We start from the raw sequence: 18604 nt of genomic DNA, 5'->3' as shown, positions 1-18604 counted from the left end.
GGGGTCGACCGTGATCAGGATATTGCTTGCCTGCCTTCTGGCAGTGACCGTGGCGGGCTGCACCGGATCGCAGCGACCTCAGGCGGATCGGGCTGAAATCGTGGCCCGGTCCTATCGTGACCCGGGTCCATCCACTCTGACCTTGTACACCATGATCAGCACCCGAACCGGTTCGGGTGCGCACACCTCGTTGATGATCAGCGGCAGCGAGCGGATAATCTTTGATCCTGCCGGATCGTTCCGTGCGGATGTGGTGCCGATCAAGGATGACGTGCTGTATGGGATAACCCCGAATGCCGAGCGCGCCTATCGCAGCAGTCACGCGCGTTCGACCCATTATGCACGCATCCAGACCATCGAAGTGTCGCCGCAGCAGGCCGAGATCGCTCTGCAACTGGCTAAGCAGATGGGACCAGTGGCGGGTGCGTTCTGCGCCAACGCAACCGCTCAATTGTTGCAGCAGGTGCCGGGTTTCGAGCAGATCGACGTGACTTTTTACCCTGTCAAACTGTCTGATCAATTTGGTCAGATCCCGGGGGTTGCCACCACCGAATACCGCGAAAATGACGATGCCGACCTGCAAAAGGGGCTTGCTGAGAATAACGCACGTCTGAACCAGCAGAACGCGGCGTTACCCCAGTAGGTACAGCAGACCGTACAGAGTTCCCGCCCCGGAAAAGATGGCGGCCAGCACGTTTTTCGTGATCAGCCCGACAACCAGCGCAACGGCGGCCGCGCCCATGCGCGGAATGTCCGGCTGGCCTTCGGTCGCTGTCGGCCAAACCACCAGAGGCGCAATCAACGCCGGCAGGATTGCCACCGCCGTATAGCGCAGGTGACGCAGCAGCCAGGGCGGCATCGGGCGGTCTCCGACCAGACCGATGAAGACAAAACGCAGGCCGTAACTGCCCAGTGCCAGGCCGACAATGATGATCCAGATTGTGACGGGATCGACCTGGGTCATACCTTCACTCTCCTGCGCTCGGCGGCCAGTTCAGCCTTTGCGCCTGCCATCATGCCCGCGCATCCGGCGATCAGCAGACCCAGATTGTAGGGAATACCCACCGTCAGCAGCGACACGACAATGGCCACAAGGGCGGCGACCACATGTGGCAGGGTCCGCATCATCGGGCCGATCATGGCCAGAAACGTGATCGGCAGCGCGAAATCCAGCGCCCAGCTTTCGGGGATGCGCGTGCCCAGAACGGCCCCCAGGTATGTAGCCAGAATCCACAGCGGTGTAATTGGCGTGACCGAGCCAACAAAGTAGGCCATGCGTTGGGGCACGGTCATTTTTGGTTCTTTCTCGAACCGCACGATGGAACAGGCATAGGATTGATCGACCGTCAGATAAGCCGCTATCGCCCTCTGCCAGAGTGGAGCTGCGCCCAGATACGGGGTCAGCGAGGCGGAATACATCGCCATGCGCAAGTTCACCGCCAGCGCGGAAATCAGGATAATGGCCGTGGGCGTCTGGTCCTGCAACAGTTGCAGTGCGGCGAACTGGGCAGCACCCGCAAAAACCGTCGAGGTGAAGGCCATGGTCTGGACAATGTTCAAACCGGCCTCGGTCGCGAACACACCGAACAGGGTGCCAAACGGGATAGCGACGAAGATGAACGGTATACCGTCGCGAAAACCCTTCCAGTAGTATGACTTGGATGTGGTGTCTGCCATGGCTAAATCCTATGGTGGCCGCACCAGCATTAGCGGTCTTGAGAAAGGGTTGCAATTGGCCACGAAACCGGATGTCTCGGACTACATCATCGCCCCAGATCCCGGCGCGGCGCGGCTGACACGTGCGGTCGAGGGGGTAGATCATAATGGTGAGGTCAGCCAGATCTCGGTGGTCGAGGAGCGCCCTCTGACGATCTTCCTAAACTCACAGGAGATCGTGACAGCGATGACCATCGGCGACTACCCGGAATATCTGGCGCTGGGGTTCCTGCGCAATCAGGGCATGCTGCTGAATGATGATGAGATCAAACGGGTCGAATACGATGACGATCTGGAAACCGTGATCGTGCGCACCGCGCGTCAGACATCCTATGAGGACAAGCTGAAAAAAAAGACCCGCACCAGCGGTTGCGCTGTCGGCACGGTTTTCGGCGACATGATGGAGGGGCTTGAGGACGTGCGACTGCCGCAGGTCACGGTCCGCACCTCATGGCTTTACGATCTGGCCGCCAAGATCAACCGTACACCATCGTTGTATCTTGAAGCCGGGGCGATTCATGGCACGGTGCTGTGCCGTGAAAACCGACCCTTGGTCTATATGGAGGATGTGGGCCGCCACAACGCCGTCGACAAGATCGCGGGCTGGATGCTGTCGGAAGGCGAAACGGCAGAGGACAAGATTTTATATACAACCGGTCGTCTGACGTCTGAGATGGTTATCAAGACGGCGATGATGGGCATTCCTGTGTTGGCGTCCCGCTCGGGCTTCACCGCCTGGGGCGTCGAAATTGCGCGTGAGGTCGGGCTTACCCTGATCGGACGCATGCGTGGCCAACGTTTCGTGTGCCTGTCCGGCGAAGATCGTCTGATGCGTGACGTGGACCCGGCGACCGTAGCAGTCGAGGACAAAAAGCATCGCAGGAAGAGCTCTCATCTCTGAAGCCCGTTCGTTTCGCAGCTGCGTTAATAAAACTCTGCAAATTCTTATAGATATGCCCTACAGTGCGGCATAGAGACAAATTTTTGGAAGGGCATTCGCCTGAGAGGGTTATGGAGCTAATAAACCTTATTGCGCCCGTTTTTGCAGTCATTCTGACTGGGTATGTTTTCTCGTGGACGAAACTCGTGGGCGAGGACACGTCGGACGCGCTGGTGCAATTCGCGGTGTATGTCCTGATCCCGGCCATCATGTTCTACCTGATCGGGCAGGAGGAATTCGCAAACCTTCTGAATTATGGGTTTTACCTTTCTTACGGCGGGACGCTGCTAATTTTGTTCGCTGTTTTGTTTGTCTGCCTGAAGACCGTGCTGAACTTCCAAGTCGGGTCGGCGACTGTTGCGGCTTTTGCCGGTGTCGCGTCGAATACCGCGCTGGTCGCTCTGCCCATCCTGCATTCTATTTTCGGGTCTAAAGGCGCATTGCCGGCTGTTCTGGCCAATCTTGTGGTCGCCATTTTGCTGTTGGTCATGACCACGGTTCTCGAATCCTCGGCCGGTCATAAGGCGGACACCAGGACGCCAATTTACAAGATTTTCCTGAATGTCCTGAAAAACCCAATCATCGCGGCCACTTTGGCAGGTCTTGCGTATTCTTTCACGGGCATTGGGTTTTCGGACGCGGTTTCGGACTACCTCGAATTGCTCAGCCAGGCACTGGCTGCGGTCGCACTTTTTGCAATCGGGTTCACGACCAGTGTGCGAACCATTGTTCAGACAGGGCCGTTGATCCTAACGTTGACGCTGGTGAAACTGATCGTGGCGCCGGGGCTTGTTCTGCTGGCGGCGCATCTTGTCGGACTTGATCCGCTCTGGACAATTGCGGCGACCATTTCTTCTGCGGTGCCAACAGCCAAAAACATCTTTCTTTTGGCCAAGCATTACGATCAGGAGCCACAGCTTGCCGCCCATATCGTTTCAGCGACCTCTTTCCTGTCGGTTGGAACACTGATCATGTGGCTGTTTGTCCTGCATCACTTGTATCCAACCGCGTTCCAATTGAGTTGAGTTCGATCTACAACGTGCGAACGACTGATTTTTCAGCGGTAAGGTGCAGGAATGACCAACCCTCTCGGCGTTATACTGGCAGGCGGCCTCGCGACCCGGATGGGCGGCGGTGACAAGGGCCTGTTGCAGATCGGCGGGCAAAGCCTGCTGACGCATGTGATCGACCGCCTGACGCCGCAGGTTGACGGTATGGCGTTGAATGCCAATGGTGACCCTGAACGGTTTGCCGATCTGAACCTACCCGTTTTGCCAGACACGATCGAAGGGTTCGCTGGCCCTCTGGCCGGGGTTTTGGCCGGTCTCGATTGGGCAGCAGCTCAGGGTGCTGACAGCATCGTCACTGCTGCCGCAGACACACCGTTTTTCCCGCGCGATCTGGTTGCGCGGTTTGAGGAGGCCGCCGTGGGACAGGTGCATCCACTGGTGCTGGCTACGACCCCACGCACCGGGGACGAGGCGCTGAAATCCGGCGGCGGCAAGCGGATCAACCGGCACCCAACCTTCGGCCTCTGGCCCGTCGCGCTGCGCGATGATCTGCGGGTTGCTCTGAATGACGGTCTGCGCAAGGTTGTGCTTTGGACCGACAATCATGATGGGCGCGAGGCGTTGTTCCCCGCCGAACCCTTTGATCCGTTTTTCAACGTCAACACACCCAAAGATCTGGCACGGGCGCAGAAACTGTTGGAGCAGGCATGAGGGTTTACGGCGTCACAGGCTGGAAAAACGCGGGCAAAACCGGTTTGGTAGAGCGACTTGTGGCTGACATCACAGGGCGCGGATTTTCCGTGTCGACCGTGAAACACGCCCATCACGGCGTCGATGTCGATCAACCGGGGACCGACAGTTTTCGTCACCGCGCGGCAGGAGCGTCCGAGGTGCTGTTGGCCTCAGGGCAGCGCGTCGCGATCATGCAGGAACTGCGCGGTACGTCAGAACCGTCTTTGGAAGACCTGCTGGCACGTCTGTCTCCGGTCGATCTGGTGCTGATCGAAGGGTACAAACGCGAAGCTCACCCCAAGATCGAAGCGTTTCGCACCGAGGCTGGAAATGCTCTGATGGCTTCGGAAAACGATACGATCCGGGCTGTGGCCAGCGACAGGCCTTTGGACGTAAAGGTTCCGGTCTTTGATCTGGACGACACAGCGGCAATCGCGAATTTCATCCTTAAGGAAGTGGGATTATGAGCAAGCCGGATATCGCGCCCCCGCCCCTGCGCAATGATTGTTTTGCCTTGCCCGCCGGAGTGAACTGGACGCCGGTGGACGACGCACTGTCCCTGTTGCGCGAACGGTTGACGGTGGTGACAGGGGGTGAGGTTGTACCTTTGATGCAAGCTGCGGGGCGCATTCTGGCCGAAGACATCAAGGCACAACGCTCGAACCCGCCGCTGCCGAACACGGCGGTGGACGGGTACGGTTTTTCCGGTGCCGCCGCCGAGGGTGCTCAGGTGATGCCTTTGCATCCGGGCCGTGCGGCGGCGGGCATCCCGTTTGATGGAGCTGTGCCACAGGGTCACGCGCTGCGTGTGTTGACTGGGGCGGCTTTGCCAGCGGGGGTGGATACGGTCATCCTAGAAGAAGACGTAACCGTGCAAGACGACCACATCGCGTTTCACGGCCCGTTGAAACAGGGCGCAAACACGCGCCGCGCCGGAGAGGACGTGACTGAAGGCGATCCGGTTCTGCCAGCCGGACGCAGGCTGACGCCCGCCGATCTGGCTTTGCTGTCCGCGACGGGGATCGCAAAGGTGCCCGTTCGCAAGACGCTGCGGGTGGCGGTGTTGTCAACCGGAGATGAGTTGGTCGAGCCCGGCGAGGTTGCCGGTCCGGGACAGATTTTCGACGCCAACCGCCCGATGTTGTTGGCGCTGATCGACCGACTGGGCTTTCAGGCACTGGACATGGGGCGCGTTTCGGATGATCGCGATGCCTTGCGCGAGTGTTTGAATGCGGCGGCGAACAAGGCAGACGCGATCCTGACCAGCGGTGGGGCGTCTGCGGGGGATGAAGACCATGTTTCGGCCTTGCTACGGCAGGCGGGGGCGATGCAGGAATGGCGGATCGCCTTGAAGCCGGGGCGGCCTCTGGCGCTGGGCCTTTGGGATGGCACGCCGGTCTTTGGTCTGCCGGGCAACCCCGTGGCGGCTATGGTCTGTACGCTGATCTTTGCACGCCCGGCGCTGGGCCTGATGGCGGGTGAAGGCTGGCAGGAGCCTCAGGGGTACGAATTGCCCGCCGCATTCGAGAAACGAAAGAAACCGGGGCGGCGCGAGTATCTGCGCGCCCGTATCCGCGATGGCCGGGCCGAGGTATTCGCCTCGGAAGGGTCAGGCCGGATCAGCGGTCTCAGCTGGGCCGAAGGGCTGGTCGAAATCGAGGATGGCGCGCGTCACATCAAACCTGGCGATATGGTCCGGTTTCTTCCGTACTCGAGTTTCGGACTTTAATCGAAAGTTCCTGCTACACGTCCCAGCAACATGAAGGCGCGCGCGGTGCGGGTCTCACCCAGCGCGGTTAGGTCGGCATCGCTGGCCTCTGGCTCGAACGCGACGATCATGTGATCAAAGCGGCGCAGGAAATGGTGCGCGGCATCGCGAAAGATCGGGTCCTGTTTCATCCGGGCTGCCGTCAGCGCCAGCGACGAGCGGTCGCGAATGCCGCCCAATGCGGCAATTGACCGGCCCCGGTCGCCCTGCGCGAACTGCCGCCATATTTCGGGCCGCGCCATGTCGGGGCGCAGGTCATCCATATAGATGCCTTCCTGGCTAAGTAGGGTCAGAACATCTTGCGAGGCCTGCACCAGTTGCGCAGTCTTGCGATCCTTCAGAGCCAGACGAAGCGCGTCGAATCCTTCCGCGTCATCCTGCGTTTCGGGAAAGTTCAACGCGCGGATAAAGATGTCGGTCCCCAGCGGAGGGGCAATGTCTTCGGCCTGCGTACCCAGCTCCAGCGAGGTCTGGCCCCCCGTTTTGCTGATCACCGCTCCGCGAGGGGGGGCGGTGCGTTTAGTGTGGAAGGTGGCCAGCGCGCTTTCGGTTTTTTTTGCCGTTTCGGCAATTTCGTCCAGTTTCTTACTGACTGTTGGCTCGTAAGAGCTCGCCGCGCGCTGTTGCTGAACAACATAAGCCTGCCGGATTGCATCAATGGCGGTCTGCAGACGTTCGCTTTCTTCCCGCATGACCCTGCTGGCCCGCATCGCCGTGGCGGCGACCCAGATCATCGCCACCGGCATGAAAACCGCCAGAAGGGTCACCACAAAGCCGCCGCCTTCTATCTTGTCCGGCAGCACCAGAAAGACCACCGAAACGACTAGCCAAATCAGACTGAGTACAATTGCGGTGATTTCAATTTCGGTTAACGACGGCCGCGAAGGCTTGTCGTAGATACCCAGCGAGGGTGTACGCTCGGTTTCCTGTTCTGGCGTTGGCTCGGACATAGCAGACCCTCCGGTCAGGCGTATTCGATGCTCAGAACTTCATAGGATCGCACACCTCCAGGCGTGCGGACTTCGACGCTGTCGCCTTCGTCCTTGCCGATTAGCGCGCGCGCGATGGGGGATTTGATGTTGAGCAGGCCGTTTTCGATATTGGCCTCATACTCTCCCACGATCTGCCAGGTCTTTTCTTCGTCGGTGTCTTCATCGACCAGCGTGACCTTGGCGCCGAACTTGATCGCGCCCGACAGCTTGGCCGGGTCGATCACATCGGCCAGAGACAGGATGCCTTCCAGTTCCTTGATACGCCCCTCGATAAAGCCCTGCTTTTCGCGGGCCGAGTGGTATTCGGCGTTTTCCTTCAGGTCGCCCAATTCCCGCGCCGAGGCAATCGCTTCGATTATCGCCGGGCGCTCGACGGATTTGAGGTTCTTCAGCTCCGCCTCGAGCGCGGCATTGCCCGCAGGCGTCATGGGAATCTTTTCCATATTCTTGTCGTCCACGCATAAATTGATGCGCCCCGCCGCATTGGACCAGCGTCGGGGCGATTTGATGGGTTGGCAAATACCTGACCCAAATGAGGCGTGAATTGCAAGAGGCCTTGGCCATGCAACGCGCGGAATACGGCCTATGATGTTCGAGAAAAACTTGAATCGCCAATACCCTGCCGCGCTACGCGCTCTCGGGACATTGGCGATAAAGAAATTTTAAGATGTTCCCCGAAACACCCTAGTCGTAACTAATCACCTCGAATTCGATGCCATTGTCATCGTCGAAGTAGAAACGCTTGCCGGGTTCGTAGTCGGCGTGGGATTTGGGGGTGAACCCGGCATTGATCACTTTCTGCTCGGTAGCGTCGATATCTTCGACCAGAACGCCGACATGGTTCAGGCCACCAACAATGTCATAACTGCTTTCGCTGGATGGTTTCGGATCACTGGGGGCGTACAGTGCCAGGTAGGTATGCGCGCTGCCCACATGTACGGTGTAGCCTCCGGCGATTGACGGGCCTTCCCATCGGGTTTTCCAGCCGAATACGTCTTGCATCCATTCGGCCGAGGCCTTGGGGTCGCGCACGGTGAAATTGGTGTGTTCAAGCGTCGCCATCATGGGATCTCCTTTGCGAATTGAGGCTTGTCCCGACTCACTGTAATTTCTAAACCTAACTTTAGGTCAAGATATTATTTGAGAGAGTTACATGGCGGTATCCGAAGGACTGGCAATCGGCGCGTTGGCCCGGCGCACGGGATTGGCCGTATCGGCCATTCGATATTACGAGGCGCAAGGTCTGATCGCGCCCTGGCGCAATGCAGGAGGGCAACGGCGCTATCAGCGGGCCGATATCCGACGGCTGAGCTTCATCATGATCGCGCAACAATTCGGCCTGACTCTGCCCGAAATTCGCGAAGTCCTGTCAGGTTTGCCGGGAAACCGCACGCCCACACCGCAAGACTGGAAGAACATCAGCGTCACCCTGCGGGCTCATCTAGATCAGCGAATCGATACGCTGACGCGGTTGCGCGATAACCTGGATGGTTGCATCGGGTGCGGTTGCCTGAGCCTTCCCAAATGCGCCCTCTACAACCCCGATGACCGGGCGAAATCCTATGGTAGCGGTCCCAGATACCTGATGGGGGACGCTCCCGAGGCATAACTGCCGCATTGCAGCAATGTTACGCCGTGTTTTGATTGACCAAGGTCTTTCAGACCATGTAATCAGCCGTGAAACAAAATTGCGCAGACCACGCAGTGAAAGCGCCAATTCGGAAAGTTAGCTAAGGAGCCCGCGATGGCCGAGATTGAACGCGAAGCGATGGAATATGATGTGGTGATTGTGGGTGCAGGTCCCGCGGGCCTGTCGGCGGCCATTCGTCTGAAACAGCTGGATGCTGACCTGAACGTCGTCGTTCTGGAAAAGGGTTCGGAAGTGGGTGCGCATATCCTGTCGGGTGCGGTTCTTGATCCCTGCGGTCTGGACGCGTTGATCCCCGACTGGAAAGAAAAAGGTGCTCCGCTGAACACACCGGTCCAGGAAGACAATTTCTACATGCTGGGTGAGGCGGGCAAGATCCGCATCCCCAATTTCCCGATGCCGCCACTGATGAACAACCACGGCAACTACATCGTTTCGATGGGCAATGTTTGCCGCTGGATGGCTGAGCAAGCCGAAGAACTGGGCGTCGAAATCTTCCCGGGCATGGCCTGTTCCGAACTGGTCTATGGCGACAATGGCGAAGTAAAAGGCGTTGTCGCTGGCGTCTTTGGTCTGGAGCCCGATGGCTCTTACGGGCCGGGCACCGAGCCGGGCATGGAGTTGCACGGCAAGTATGTCTTCCTGTCGGAAGGTGTGCGCGGTTCGCTGTCCAAGGAAGTGATTGCAAAATACGACCTGCAGGCCGGCAAAGAGGTGCAGAAATACGGCGTTGGCATGAAAGAGATCTGGGAGATCGACCCGGCCAAGCACAAAGAAGGCACCGTTACCCACACGATGGGCTGGCCGCTGGGCAGCAACGCAGGTGGCGGATCGTTTATCTATCACCTGGAGAACAATCAGGTTTACGTCGGTTTCGTGGTTCACCTGAACTACAAGAACCCACATCTGTATCCGTATATGGAGTTCCAGCGCTTCAAGCATCACCCGATGGTGGCCGATCTGCTCAAAGGCGGCAAACGCGTGGCCTACGGCGCCCGCGCGATCACCGAAGGCGGCTATCAGTCGATGCCCAAGCTGGTCGCGCCCGGTGTGGCGCTGCTGGGTTGCTCGGCGGGTATGGTCAACGTGCCGCGCATCAAGGGCAACCACAACGCGATGCTGTCGGGCAAGGCCGCGGCCGCGGCCGCCTTTGATGCCATCAAGGCCGAGCGTTCGGGTGATGAGCTGACCGCCTATGAGACCGAAGTGCGTGACGGCGCCATCGGCGAAGACCTGAAGAAGGTGCGCAACGTCAAGCCGCTGTGGTCGAAATACGGCCTGGCCGCCAGCCTGGTGCTGGGGGGCATGGACATGTGGACCAACACGCTGGGCTTCTCGCTGCTGGGCACACTGGGTCACGGCAAAAACGATGCGGACTCGACCGAAGAGGCCAGCAAGCATCAGCCCATCGATTACCCGAAACCCGATGGCACGCTGTCTTTCGACCGCCTGACCAACGTGTCCTTTGCGGCCACCAACCACGAGGAAAGCCAGCCCTGCCACCTGCGGCTGGCCGACCCGGACATCCCGGTCAAGGTCAACCTGCCCAAGTTCGACGAACCGGCGCAGCGGTATTGCCCGGCGGGCGTGTACGAGATGGTCGAAGACGAAGACGGTCCGCGATTCGTCATCAACTTCCAGAACTGCGTCCACTGCAAGACCTGCGACATTAAGGATCCCAGCCAGAACATCACCTGGACCACACCACAAGGTGGCGACGGCCCAAACTATCCAAATATGTAAGCAAAAAACCGGGCAGTGGCAGGGTCGTGAAGGCTCTGCCATTGCCTCTTTCAGGCCAAAGCCCTAGCTTGTTGCGCAGTCAACAATAACAAGGCAGGAATTTGGTGGCTTCTCTGGTTCGTCGTGCAGCACTGGCTGCGCTTTTCACCTCATCAATGGTGCTCCCGTTACATGCGGATTCAGGGTCAGGTGCCTACCTTGCCGGTCGACAGGCGGTTTACGAAAACGACTACACCGCAGCCGAAAAATACTATGCGCAAGCCCTACGCGCTGATCCCGAAAACGCTCATCTTTTGGAAAGTGTCGTCGTTGCTCGCCTGTCGCTGGGTGAGATTCAGGGTGCACTGCCAATAGCTCAGATGATCGAGGAGCTCGGCTTGCCCAGCCAGGCCGCACGCATGGTTACCGTCGCCAATTTGGTCGCGGATGGCGATCTGGATGCATTGCTTGTCCGCGATCCCGAAACGCAGGGTGTGGGGCCGCTGGTAGATGGGTTGTTGCTGGGCTGGGCGCATATTGGCCAAGGGGCCATGACTCGCGCCATGGAACAGTTCGACGAAGTTGCGCAGCAGGAAGGGCTGCGCGAATTCGCGCTGTATCACAAAGCTCTGGCTTTGGCGTCGGTTGGCGATTTCGAAGGCGCTGAAGAGGTGTTTTCTGCTCATAACGGTGCCGTTGCCCGTTTTTCCCGCCGTGCCGCTTTGGCTCGTGTCGAGGTACTGTCGCAACTGGACCGCAATGAAGATGCGTTGCAATTTCTGGATGAAGTTTTTGCCGCTGGCCGTGATCCCTCTCTCGAAGGATACGTGGCACGCCTGACTGCCGGTGAAACTCTGCCGTTCACCCATGTGCAATCCGCTCAGGACGGTATGGCCGAGGTGTTTTTCTCGGTCGGTGCCGCGCTCAGCAGCGAGGCTGCCCAGAACTACGTTCTGCTTTATGTACGCACAGCTGCTTTTCTGCGCCCGGATCACGTGGATGCGATCCTGCTGAGCGCTGAATTACTGGATGCGCTGGAACAATATGATCTAGCGGTCGACGCCTATCGCACTGTGCCCGTCAGCAGCAGCGACCACCATGTTGCCGAACTGGGCCGGGCCGAAGTTCTGAGCCGATCCGGCAAGAAGGATGCCGCTGCCGAAGTTTTGCAGTTACTTGCCAGCCAGAATCCAAACCTGCCCAGCGTCCACGTGGCGCTGGCCGATCTTCAGCGGCAGCAAGAGGAATACTCGGCCGCAGTCCTGTCTTATGACAAAGCCATTGAACTGAACGAGCTCAGTTCAGGCGGAAACTGGTTTTTGTACTATGCCCGCGGAATCTCGCATGAGCGGCTGAAGAACTGGGACCTGGCTGAGGCCGATTTCCGACGCGCGCTGGAGCTGAATCCGGACCAGCCGCAAGTGCTGAACTATCTTGGGTACTCGCTGGTCGAGCGGCAAGAGAAGCTGGACGAGGCGCTGGACATGATCCAGCGTGCGGTCGCCGCACGTCCTGAGAGTGGCTATATCGTTGACAGTTTGGGTTGGGTCCTGTTCCGTCTGGGCCGCTATGACGAAGCGGTAGAACATATGGAGCGCGCGGTTGAACTGATGCCGGTCGATCCGGTGGTGAATGACCATCTAGGGGATGTCTATTGGGCCGTAGGCCGAACGCGCGAAGCTGAATTTCAGTGGAAACGCGCGCTGTCGTTCATCGACCCCGAAGACACCGACGGAGAAGCCGACCCGGACCGTATCCGTCGCAAGATCGAGATCGGACTGGATGCCGTTCTGGCCGAAGAAGGGGCCGAACCCCTGAAGGTCGCCAATGAAGGTTGAGGCTTTTGCGCCCGCCAAGATTAACCTGACCCTGCATGTGACTGGCCAACGGGCGGACGGGTATCACGTGTTGGATTCGCTGGTTGTATTTGCGGATGTGGGCGATCAGCTGGATTTTACACCGGGGCCGAACTTGTCAATGACGGTCTCTGGTGAACATGCGGCGGGTGTGCCCACGGATAACCGCAATCTGGTCTGGAAAGCGGCCGAAGCTGTCGGCTGGGCCGGGCATATCGGCTTGAACAAAGTGCTGCCGCATGGCGGTGGCATCGGTGGCGGCTCTTCGGACGCGGCGGCGACATTGTGGGCCTTGTCTGGGCAAGGGGTTGAAATCCCCGATAAGGTTCCACTGTCGTTGGGGGCTGATGTGCCTGTCTGTATGGCGGCCAAAGCGATGCGAATGCAGGGCATAGGGGACCATCTGGTACCGGTAGCTCTGCCGCACTTACCCGCCGTTCTGGTCAATCCGGGCATTCCTGTTCCTACGGGGGTTGTGTTCAAGGCTCTGGCGCTGCGGGACAACCCGCCCATGCCAGACTGCGTTCCCGAATTTGAATCGCCCGAAGACTGCGCCAATTGGCTGAGCGAGCAACGCAATGATCTGGAAATTCCAGCCATGGGCGTGGCGCGCGAAATCGAAGTCCTGCTGGATGAACTCAGAATGACCAACCGCGCCATGCTCGCCCGCATGTCCGGGTCAGGCTCAACCTGCTTTGCGCTTTATCCGACGATGAAGGCCGCCCATTTCGCGGCCTATGAAATCGGCGCGGCCCACCCCGAGTGGTGGTGTCGCGCAACGCAGCTTAATTGAGGCGCGAGACCACGTAGTCGGCCAGATCACGCAGTAAGGTGCGGATTTCATGATCGGGCAGGGCATCCAGCGCCGCCTTGGCCTTGGCAGCCCAGCCAAACGCATCTGATCGCGTGGCTTCGAGTGTACCGTACCTGTTCATCAGGCTCAGCGCATGGTCCAGATCACCGTCTTGCTGGCGGCCCCGGCCGATAGTGCGTTCCCAGAATGTATGTTCGTCTGGGGTTGCCTGCGCAACGGCCTTGATTACCGGCAGTGTCAACTTGCGTTCACGGAAATCGTCGCCGATATTTTTGCCGGTTGCTTTGCTGTCGCCCTGATAGTCCAGAAGGTCATCGGCAATCTGGAATGCTATGCCCAATGCATCGCCATAGTTGTACAACGCCTTGACTTGCTCTTCCGATGCTCCCGCGATCACACCGCCCACCTCGGTCGCGGCCGAGAACAGTGCGGCCGTTTTGCCGCGCACAACCTGCAGGTAGATCGCTTCATCAGTGCTAAGATCGGTGGCCGCCGTCATTTGCAATACTTCGCCTTCGGCAATCGTGGCTGACGCATTGGCCAGAATGTCCAGAACGCGCAACGAACCGGTCTCAACCATCAACTGGAAACTGCGGGAAAACAGATAGTCGCCGACCAGAACGCTGGACTTGTTGTCCCACAGCAGGTTCGCGGTGGGCCGTCCGCGCCGCTGGGCGCTTTCGTCGACCACATCGTCATGCAGCAGGGTTGCTGTGTGAATGAATTCGACCGTGGCAGCCAGCCGCACATGATGGTCACCCGCATAACCAAACAATCGCGCTGCAGCCAACGTCAGCATCGGGCGCAGGCGCTTGCCGCCGGCCTCGACCAGATGTGCGGTGACTTCGGGGATACGCGGTGCGTGCTCAGACGCCATACGCGTGCGGATCAGCTCATTGACGGCGCCCATTTCACCGGCAAGAAGCTCTGCCAGCCGCTCATGTGGTTTTGTGATCGCGTCGATAGTCATCACACTCCTGACACAAGGCTCGACTTCCGCCACTCCTTGCCCTTACATCCATCCCCATGAAAGAACTTTTGCGCAGCACCGATCCAACGATTCTGGCCTTTGCAACCGCTCTTCTTAAGGGCGAGGATATAGACTGCTTTCAGATGGACGTAAATATGAGCGTCCTCGAAGGGGGCATCGGAATTTTCCCCCGCCGCCTGATGGTGCGGACCGATGACCTGACCCGTGCCGAGCGGGTCATGCGAGACAACGAAATTCCGTTGGGCAGATGAGCCTGTTTCCCGATAGTGATCTGACGCGAAACGACTTTCTGGGTGGGCGCGTACGCTTGTGGCAACCTCGGGCAGGGTACCGTGCGGGCGTGGACCCGGTGCTGCTGGCCGCATCCGTGACGGCGACACGTGGTCACACCGTGCTAGAGCTTGGCTGCGGGGCAGGGGCCGCGATCCTGTGCCTGATGGCGCGGGTGCCGGGCGTCACCGGCGTTGGGGTCGAATTGCAGGCGCCATATGCCGAGCTGGCGCGGCGGAACGCCGCTGAGAACGACGCAGCGCTTGAGGTGGTCGAGGCTGATCTGAGCGCTCTGCCCGTCGACCTGAAGCAACGGCAATTCGACCATGTGATCGCCAATCCGCCCTATTATCGTGCCGGAGCGCACAGCCGGGCATTAGATAATGGGCGCAGCATCGCATTGGGAGAGCAAACGCCCTTGGACCAATGGATCGACGCGGCTGCCAAACGCCTCGCGCCGCGCGGTTATCTGAACATGATCCAAAAGGCGGATCGCCTGTCTGACATGCTGGTAGCGTGCGAAGGGCGGCTGGGCTCGATTGAGGTGCTGCCGTTGTCTGCGCGGGTCGGCCGAAAGGCTGAACTGGTGATATTGCGCGCCAGAAAGGGTGGTCGGGCGGCCTTTCAACTGCACGCCCCGCTTATTCTGCACAATGGTGCGCGGCATGAAAAAGATGGCGAAAGCTATACGCCGCAGGTCGCGGCTGTGCTGCGGGACGGGGTTGCCTTGCCCGGATTCGCGGACGAATAGGCATTAACCAGCCGAATTTGTCGGATTTATTACAGATTCTGTGCGCCTGCGGCGTGACAGGGTGGAAACGATGTGGTCAACTTCCTACGTGAAACTCAGACACCAACAAAGGAGTATCGCCATGAGCGTGAGCGCACACCTGACCGAACTGAAGAAAAAGCACGAATCTCTCGGTCTTGAAGTAGAACAAGCCCAACGCTCGCCTGGCATCGACGATCTCCATATAGCTCAACTCAAAAAGCAAAAATTAAAGCTGAAGGAAGAGATCGAGCGACTGTCAAACTAGCGTTTCAAACTGGCCCGCGCGGCCAGCACCGCGCCACCAGTGATAAATACGGTCCCGATCGCCAACCCCCAGGACGGGGCGGCGATCCCGGCCATTACCAAAACAAGCGTAGACAACAGGGGTGCCGCGTAAGACGCTGTACCCAGAATCTGAATGTCGCCCTGCTTGACGCCGATATCCCAAACATAAAACGCCAGCCCCACTGGCCCTAAACCCAATGCTGCAACCGACGCCCAGCCAAATGCCGTGTTGGGCAAAACCGTGTCTTCAAGCGCCAAATGCAGCACACCCGAGGCTATCGCCGAGATCAGACAGAACACAGCGACCGAGCTAGTAGGCGTATCCCCGAGACGGCGTGACAAAACGGAATATCCCGACCATGTCAGCGCGCAGAGCAGGGCCAGCGCGTAACCCGGCAGGTGATCGGCCTGAAATCCGGCGCTGCCGCCTCCGGCGATGATCACGGCAGCCCCGGCAAAGCCCAGGGATGCGCCAATCAGATGCCCGATGCGCAGGTGTTCGCCCGGTAACAACCCTGAAAAAAGCACGATCATCAAAGGCCAAAGATAGGCGATCAAACCGGCTTCGGCCGCCGGGGCCATCCGAAGTGCCGAAAAGTACAAGGCATGGTAGCCGAAAAGCCCGACCGTGCCGAACAGATAGGTGGTCCACGGAACCGCACGTAGCCGCCCCAGCCCTCCGCTGGCGGATGTCCAGATCAACCCCAATGCACCACCGATACTGAAGCACAGCGCATTTAACAGAAGCGGCGGTGTCGGGGCTGAACCGACCGTAAACAGGGCCAGCAGCGACCACAGAAATACGGCGACAAACCCGATAGCAGTAGCGCGGTTTCTGGTCATGGGGGTGGATGCCTTGTGTTGATCCAAAGAAAAAAGGCCGATCCGTGTGGACCGGCCCGTTTCTCTGTCAGCGCTGCGCTTGAATCAGACGAAGAACTGCGCGCCGTTGGCCGAAATGGTTGAACCGTTGATGAACTGGGAATCTTCGGACGCAAGGAAGGCCACGCAACGGGCGATTTCCTCGGGCTCGCCAAGACGGCCGGCTGGAATCTGACCGATGATTGATTCACGGACTTTTTCCGGTACTGCCATCACCATCTCGGTGGCGATATAGCCGGGGCAGATCGCGTTGGCGGTGATGCCTGCGCGCGCGCCTTCCTGCGCCAGCGATTTCACGATGCCCAGATCGCCTGCCTTGGTCGCGGCATAATTGACCTGTGCGAATTGGCCTTTTTGACCGTTGATCGAGCTGATGACGATGACGCGGCCGAACTTGCGCTCGCGCATACCGCTCCAGACGGGATGAACGGTGTTGAACACACCGGTCAGGTTGGTGTCGATAACCTGATGCCACTGTTCGGGTGTCATCTTGTGGAACGGTGCGTCGCGGGTGATGCCGGCATTGGCAACCACGATGTCAATCGGTCCAACTTCGGCTTCGACCTTTTCGATGCCCGCTTTTGATTCGTCATAGTCGGCGACGTTCCACTTGTAGGTGGCGATGCCGGTTTCCTCGGTGAATTTTGCGGCGGCTTCGTCATTGCCGGCATAGGTGGCTGCAACATTGTAGCCTTCGGCCTTGAGCGCCTTGGAAATTGCTGCGCCGATGCCGCGGGAACCGCCGGTGACGAGTGCTGTACGTGCCATTGAGGAATCCTCCAATTAAGTCTGACTTGGTAATTCTGTTACTCTGAGAGAGATTGCTGCGCAATATCGTTTCGTTCTCGTTTCTGTCTTTCTGTTCGGCGATATTGTCGCATCTACGGATTAATGCCTGATTGTAACGAAAAAGGGCGTCCAGTGGACGCCCTTTTCTATTTAGATGTCAACGCACTTAGTCGCGCTCCACGCACAGGGCGACACCCATGCCGCCACCGATGCACAGGGTCGCGAGCCCCTTTTTCGCGTCGCGTCGCTTCATTTCGAACAGCAGCGTGTTCAGAACGCGGCAGCCCGAGGCGCCAATGGGGTGGCCGATAGCAATCGCGCCGCCGTTGACGTTTACGATGGATGGATCCCAGCCCATGTCCTTGTTCACGGCGCAGGCTTGCGCGGCGAAGGCTTCGTTGGCCTCGACCAGATCCAGATCATCGACCGACCAGCCTGCTTTTTCCAACGCCTTGCGAGAGGCATAGATCGGGCCGACGCCCATGATCGATGGGTCCAGACCGGCGGTGGCATAGGATGCGATACGCGCCAAAGGCTCGATCCCGCGCTTTTCGGCGTTTTCTGCCGACATCAGCAGAGTCGCTGCCGCACCGTCATTCAGGCCGGACGCGTTGGCTGCGGTGACCGAGCCATCCTTGGTGAAGGCAGGGCGCAGTTTGCCCATGGCTTCGATGGTCGCGCCGTGGCGAATGTATTCGTCCTTGTCCATCACGATGTCGCCTTTGCGGGTCTTGATCGTGAACGGGGTGATCTCGTCGGCGAACTTGCCCGCCTTCTGTGCGGCTTCAGCCTTGTTCTGCGAGGCAACGGCGAATTCGTCCTGCATGTCGCGGCTGATTTGCCACTTTTCGGCGACGTTCTCGGCCGTTTGACCCATGTGATAGCCATTGAAGGCATCCCACAGACCGTCGCGGATCATGGTGTCGATGTATTTCATGTCACCCATTTTGTGACCGGCGCGCAGAGCGGCGGCGTGGGGCGAGAGGGTCATGTTTTCCTGACCACCGGCGGCAACGATTTCGGCATCACCCAGCTGGATGTGCTGTGCCCCCAGTGCAACCGCACGCAGGCCCGAACCGCAGACCTGGTTGATACCCCAGGCTGCGCTTTCCTGCGGCAGGCCGGCGTTGATATGCGCCTGACGCGCCGGGTTCTGACCCTGAGCGGCAGTCAGAACCTGACCCATAATGGTTTCGCTCACTTCGCCCTTTTCGACACCAGCGCGCTCGACAACAGCCTCAAGAACGGCTGCGCCCAGATCATGTGCGGGTGTGTTTGCAAACGAGCCGCCAAAACTGCCGACGCCGGTCCGTGCTGCGGATGCGATTACTACGTTCGTCATATAGACAATCCTCTACCATCAAGGTCCTGTGGGAACCGTGATGACGCGCGTCCTAGGGGCACCGCCCCTGAAAAC

22 protein-coding genes are annotated in these 18604 nt (G+C 59.0%); 13 read left to right on the top strand and 9 right to left on the bottom strand.

Going from position 1 to position 18604, the window contains the following annotated elements:
- Positions 1–10 precede the first annotated feature (10 nt).
- Positions 11–643: a hypothetical protein gene (locus ACR0IY_RS17175; RefSeq protein WP_480675420.1), complete on the top strand. Its 633-nt coding sequence runs from the start codon at positions 11–13 to the stop codon at positions 641–643.
- On the opposite strand, the gene ACR0IY_RS17170 is transcribed toward ACR0IY_RS17175, so the two are convergent.
- The gene (locus ACR0IY_RS17170; RefSeq protein WP_480675418.1) at positions 632–964 is read right to left on the bottom strand and encodes an AzlD domain-containing protein; all 333 of its coding nucleotides are present in this window, start codon (positions 962–964) and stop codon (positions 632–634) included. The two genes, ACR0IY_RS17175 and ACR0IY_RS17170, sit on opposite strands and share 12 nt — an antisense overlap.
- Positions 961–1677, bottom strand: coding sequence for an AzlC family ABC transporter permease (locus ACR0IY_RS17165; RefSeq protein WP_480675416.1), 717 nt, complete (start codon positions 1675–1677; stop codon positions 961–963). The genes ACR0IY_RS17170 and ACR0IY_RS17165 overlap by 4 nt, the downstream gene beginning before the upstream one ends.
- Positions 1678–1726: 49 nt before the next feature.
- Between ACR0IY_RS17165 and ACR0IY_RS17160 the strand changes: the two genes are divergently transcribed.
- The 5 genes from ACR0IY_RS17160 (at position 1727) to ACR0IY_RS17140 (ending at position 6127) form a co-directional block, all read left to right on the top strand.
- Positions 1727–2617: a formate dehydrogenase accessory sulfurtransferase FdhD gene (locus ACR0IY_RS17160; RefSeq protein ID WP_480675568.1), complete on the top strand. Its 891-nt coding sequence runs from the start codon at positions 1727–1729 to the stop codon at positions 2615–2617.
- Between the two features lie 110 nt (positions 2618–2727).
- The gene (locus ACR0IY_RS17155) at positions 2728–3681 is read left to right on the top strand and encodes an AEC family transporter (RefSeq protein WP_480675414.1); all 954 of its coding nucleotides are present in this window, start codon (positions 2728–2730) and stop codon (positions 3679–3681) included.
- 51 nt (positions 3682–3732) lie between these two features.
- Complete coding sequence (gene mobA / locus ACR0IY_RS17150; protein WP_480675412.1) at positions 3733–4377, top strand: molybdenum cofactor guanylyltransferase MobA; 645 nt, start codon at positions 3733–3735, stop codon at positions 4375–4377.
- Entirely contained in the window at positions 4374–4865 is a 492-nt protein-coding gene (gene mobB / locus ACR0IY_RS17145) for a molybdopterin-guanine dinucleotide biosynthesis protein B (RefSeq protein ID WP_480675410.1), read from the top strand. The genes mobA and mobB overlap by 4 nt, the downstream gene beginning before the upstream one ends.
- A complete protein-coding gene (locus ACR0IY_RS17140) occupies positions 4862–6127 on the top strand; it encodes a molybdopterin-binding protein (RefSeq protein ID WP_480675408.1) in 1266 nt (421 codons plus the stop codon). The genes mobB and ACR0IY_RS17140 overlap by 4 nt, the downstream gene beginning before the upstream one ends.
- Here ACR0IY_RS17140 and ACR0IY_RS17135 read toward each other — a convergent pair.
- The 3 genes from ACR0IY_RS17135 to ACR0IY_RS17125 all read right to left on the bottom strand — a co-directional run bounded on the left by ACR0IY_RS17135 (position 6124) and on the right by ACR0IY_RS17125 (position 8223).
- Positions 6124–7116: a hypothetical protein gene (locus ACR0IY_RS17135; protein ID WP_480675406.1), complete on the bottom strand. Its 993-nt coding sequence runs from the start codon at positions 7114–7116 to the stop codon at positions 6124–6126. The genes ACR0IY_RS17140 and ACR0IY_RS17135 overlap by 4 nt on opposite strands.
- A gap of 14 nt (positions 7117–7130) precedes the next feature.
- Complete coding sequence (gene greA / locus ACR0IY_RS17130) at positions 7131–7601, bottom strand: transcription elongation factor GreA (RefSeq protein WP_170749941.1); 471 nt, start codon at positions 7599–7601, stop codon at positions 7131–7133.
- A gap of 241 nt (positions 7602–7842) precedes the next feature.
- Positions 7843–8223, bottom strand: coding sequence for a VOC family protein (locus ACR0IY_RS17125; protein ID WP_480675404.1), 381 nt, complete (start codon positions 8221–8223; stop codon positions 7843–7845).
- 88 nt (positions 8224–8311) lie between these two features.
- On the opposite strand from ACR0IY_RS17125, the gene soxR reads away from it, so the two are divergent.
- From soxR to ACR0IY_RS17105, 4 genes are all read left to right on the top strand, one after another.
- The gene (gene soxR, locus ACR0IY_RS17120; RefSeq protein WP_480675402.1) at positions 8312–8767 is read left to right on the top strand and encodes a redox-sensitive transcriptional activator SoxR; all 456 of its coding nucleotides are present in this window, start codon (positions 8312–8314) and stop codon (positions 8765–8767) included.
- 135 nt (positions 8768–8902) lie between these two features.
- Complete coding sequence (locus tag ACR0IY_RS17115; protein ID WP_480675400.1) at positions 8903–10549, top strand: electron transfer flavoprotein-ubiquinone oxidoreductase; 1647 nt, start codon at positions 8903–8905, stop codon at positions 10547–10549.
- A gap of 104 nt (positions 10550–10653) precedes the next feature.
- A complete protein-coding gene (locus tag ACR0IY_RS17110; RefSeq protein WP_480675398.1) occupies positions 10654–12366 on the top strand; it encodes a tetratricopeptide repeat protein in 1713 nt (570 codons plus the stop codon).
- Positions 12356–13177: a 4-(cytidine 5'-diphospho)-2-C-methyl-D-erythritol kinase gene (locus ACR0IY_RS17105; protein ID WP_480675396.1), complete on the top strand. Its 822-nt coding sequence runs from the start codon at positions 12356–12358 to the stop codon at positions 13175–13177. The genes ACR0IY_RS17110 and ACR0IY_RS17105 overlap by 11 nt, the downstream gene beginning before the upstream one ends.
- On the opposite strand, the gene ACR0IY_RS17100 is transcribed toward ACR0IY_RS17105, so the two are convergent.
- Positions 13170–14168: a polyprenyl synthetase family protein gene (locus tag ACR0IY_RS17100; protein ID WP_480675394.1), complete on the bottom strand. Its 999-nt coding sequence runs from the start codon at positions 14166–14168 to the stop codon at positions 13170–13172. The genes ACR0IY_RS17105 and ACR0IY_RS17100 overlap by 8 nt on opposite strands.
- 56 nt (positions 14169–14224) lie before the next feature.
- On the opposite strand from ACR0IY_RS17100, the gene ACR0IY_RS17095 reads away from it, so the two are divergent.
- The 3 genes from ACR0IY_RS17095 (at position 14225) to ACR0IY_RS17085 (ending at position 15496) form a co-directional block, all read left to right on the top strand.
- Positions 14225–14440, top strand: coding sequence for a putative signal transducing protein (locus tag ACR0IY_RS17095; protein WP_480675393.1), 216 nt, complete (start codon positions 14225–14227; stop codon positions 14438–14440).
- Positions 14437–15210, top strand: a complete 774-nt coding sequence (locus ACR0IY_RS17090; protein WP_480675391.1) for a tRNA1(Val) (adenine(37)-N6)-methyltransferase — start codon at positions 14437–14439, stop codon at positions 15208–15210. The genes ACR0IY_RS17095 and ACR0IY_RS17090 overlap by 4 nt, the downstream gene beginning before the upstream one ends.
- A gap of 121 nt (positions 15211–15331) precedes the next feature.
- Positions 15332–15496 carry a YdcH family protein gene (locus ACR0IY_RS17085; RefSeq protein WP_170674712.1) on the top strand — a complete coding sequence of 55 codons (165 nt, stop codon included), beginning with the start codon at positions 15332–15334 and terminating at the stop codon, positions 15494–15496.
- On the opposite strand, the gene yddG is transcribed toward ACR0IY_RS17085, so the two are convergent.
- The 3 genes from yddG to ACR0IY_RS17070 form a co-directional block, all read right to left on the bottom strand.
- Positions 15493–16359: an aromatic amino acid exporter YddG gene (yddG, locus tag ACR0IY_RS17080; protein ID WP_480675389.1), complete on the bottom strand. Its 867-nt coding sequence runs from the start codon at positions 16357–16359 to the stop codon at positions 15493–15495. The two genes, ACR0IY_RS17085 and yddG, sit on opposite strands and share 4 nt — an antisense overlap.
- An 84-nt stretch (positions 16360–16443) precedes the next feature.
- Positions 16444–17166, bottom strand: coding sequence for an acetoacetyl-CoA reductase (gene phbB, locus ACR0IY_RS17075; protein ID WP_480675387.1), 723 nt, complete (start codon positions 17164–17166; stop codon positions 16444–16446).
- Between the two features lie 187 nt (positions 17167–17353).
- Positions 17354–18529 (bottom strand): acetyl-CoA C-acetyltransferase, encoded by a 1176-nt coding sequence (locus ACR0IY_RS17070; RefSeq protein WP_480675385.1) that lies wholly within the window; start codon positions 18527–18529, stop codon positions 17354–17356.
- Positions 18530–18604: the final 75 nt, after the last annotated feature.

This window comes from Ruegeria sp. BC1, from assembly GCF_056539305.1.
Note: the sequence above shows the minus strand (reverse complement) of the source record. Positions and strands in the feature narration are given on the sequence as shown.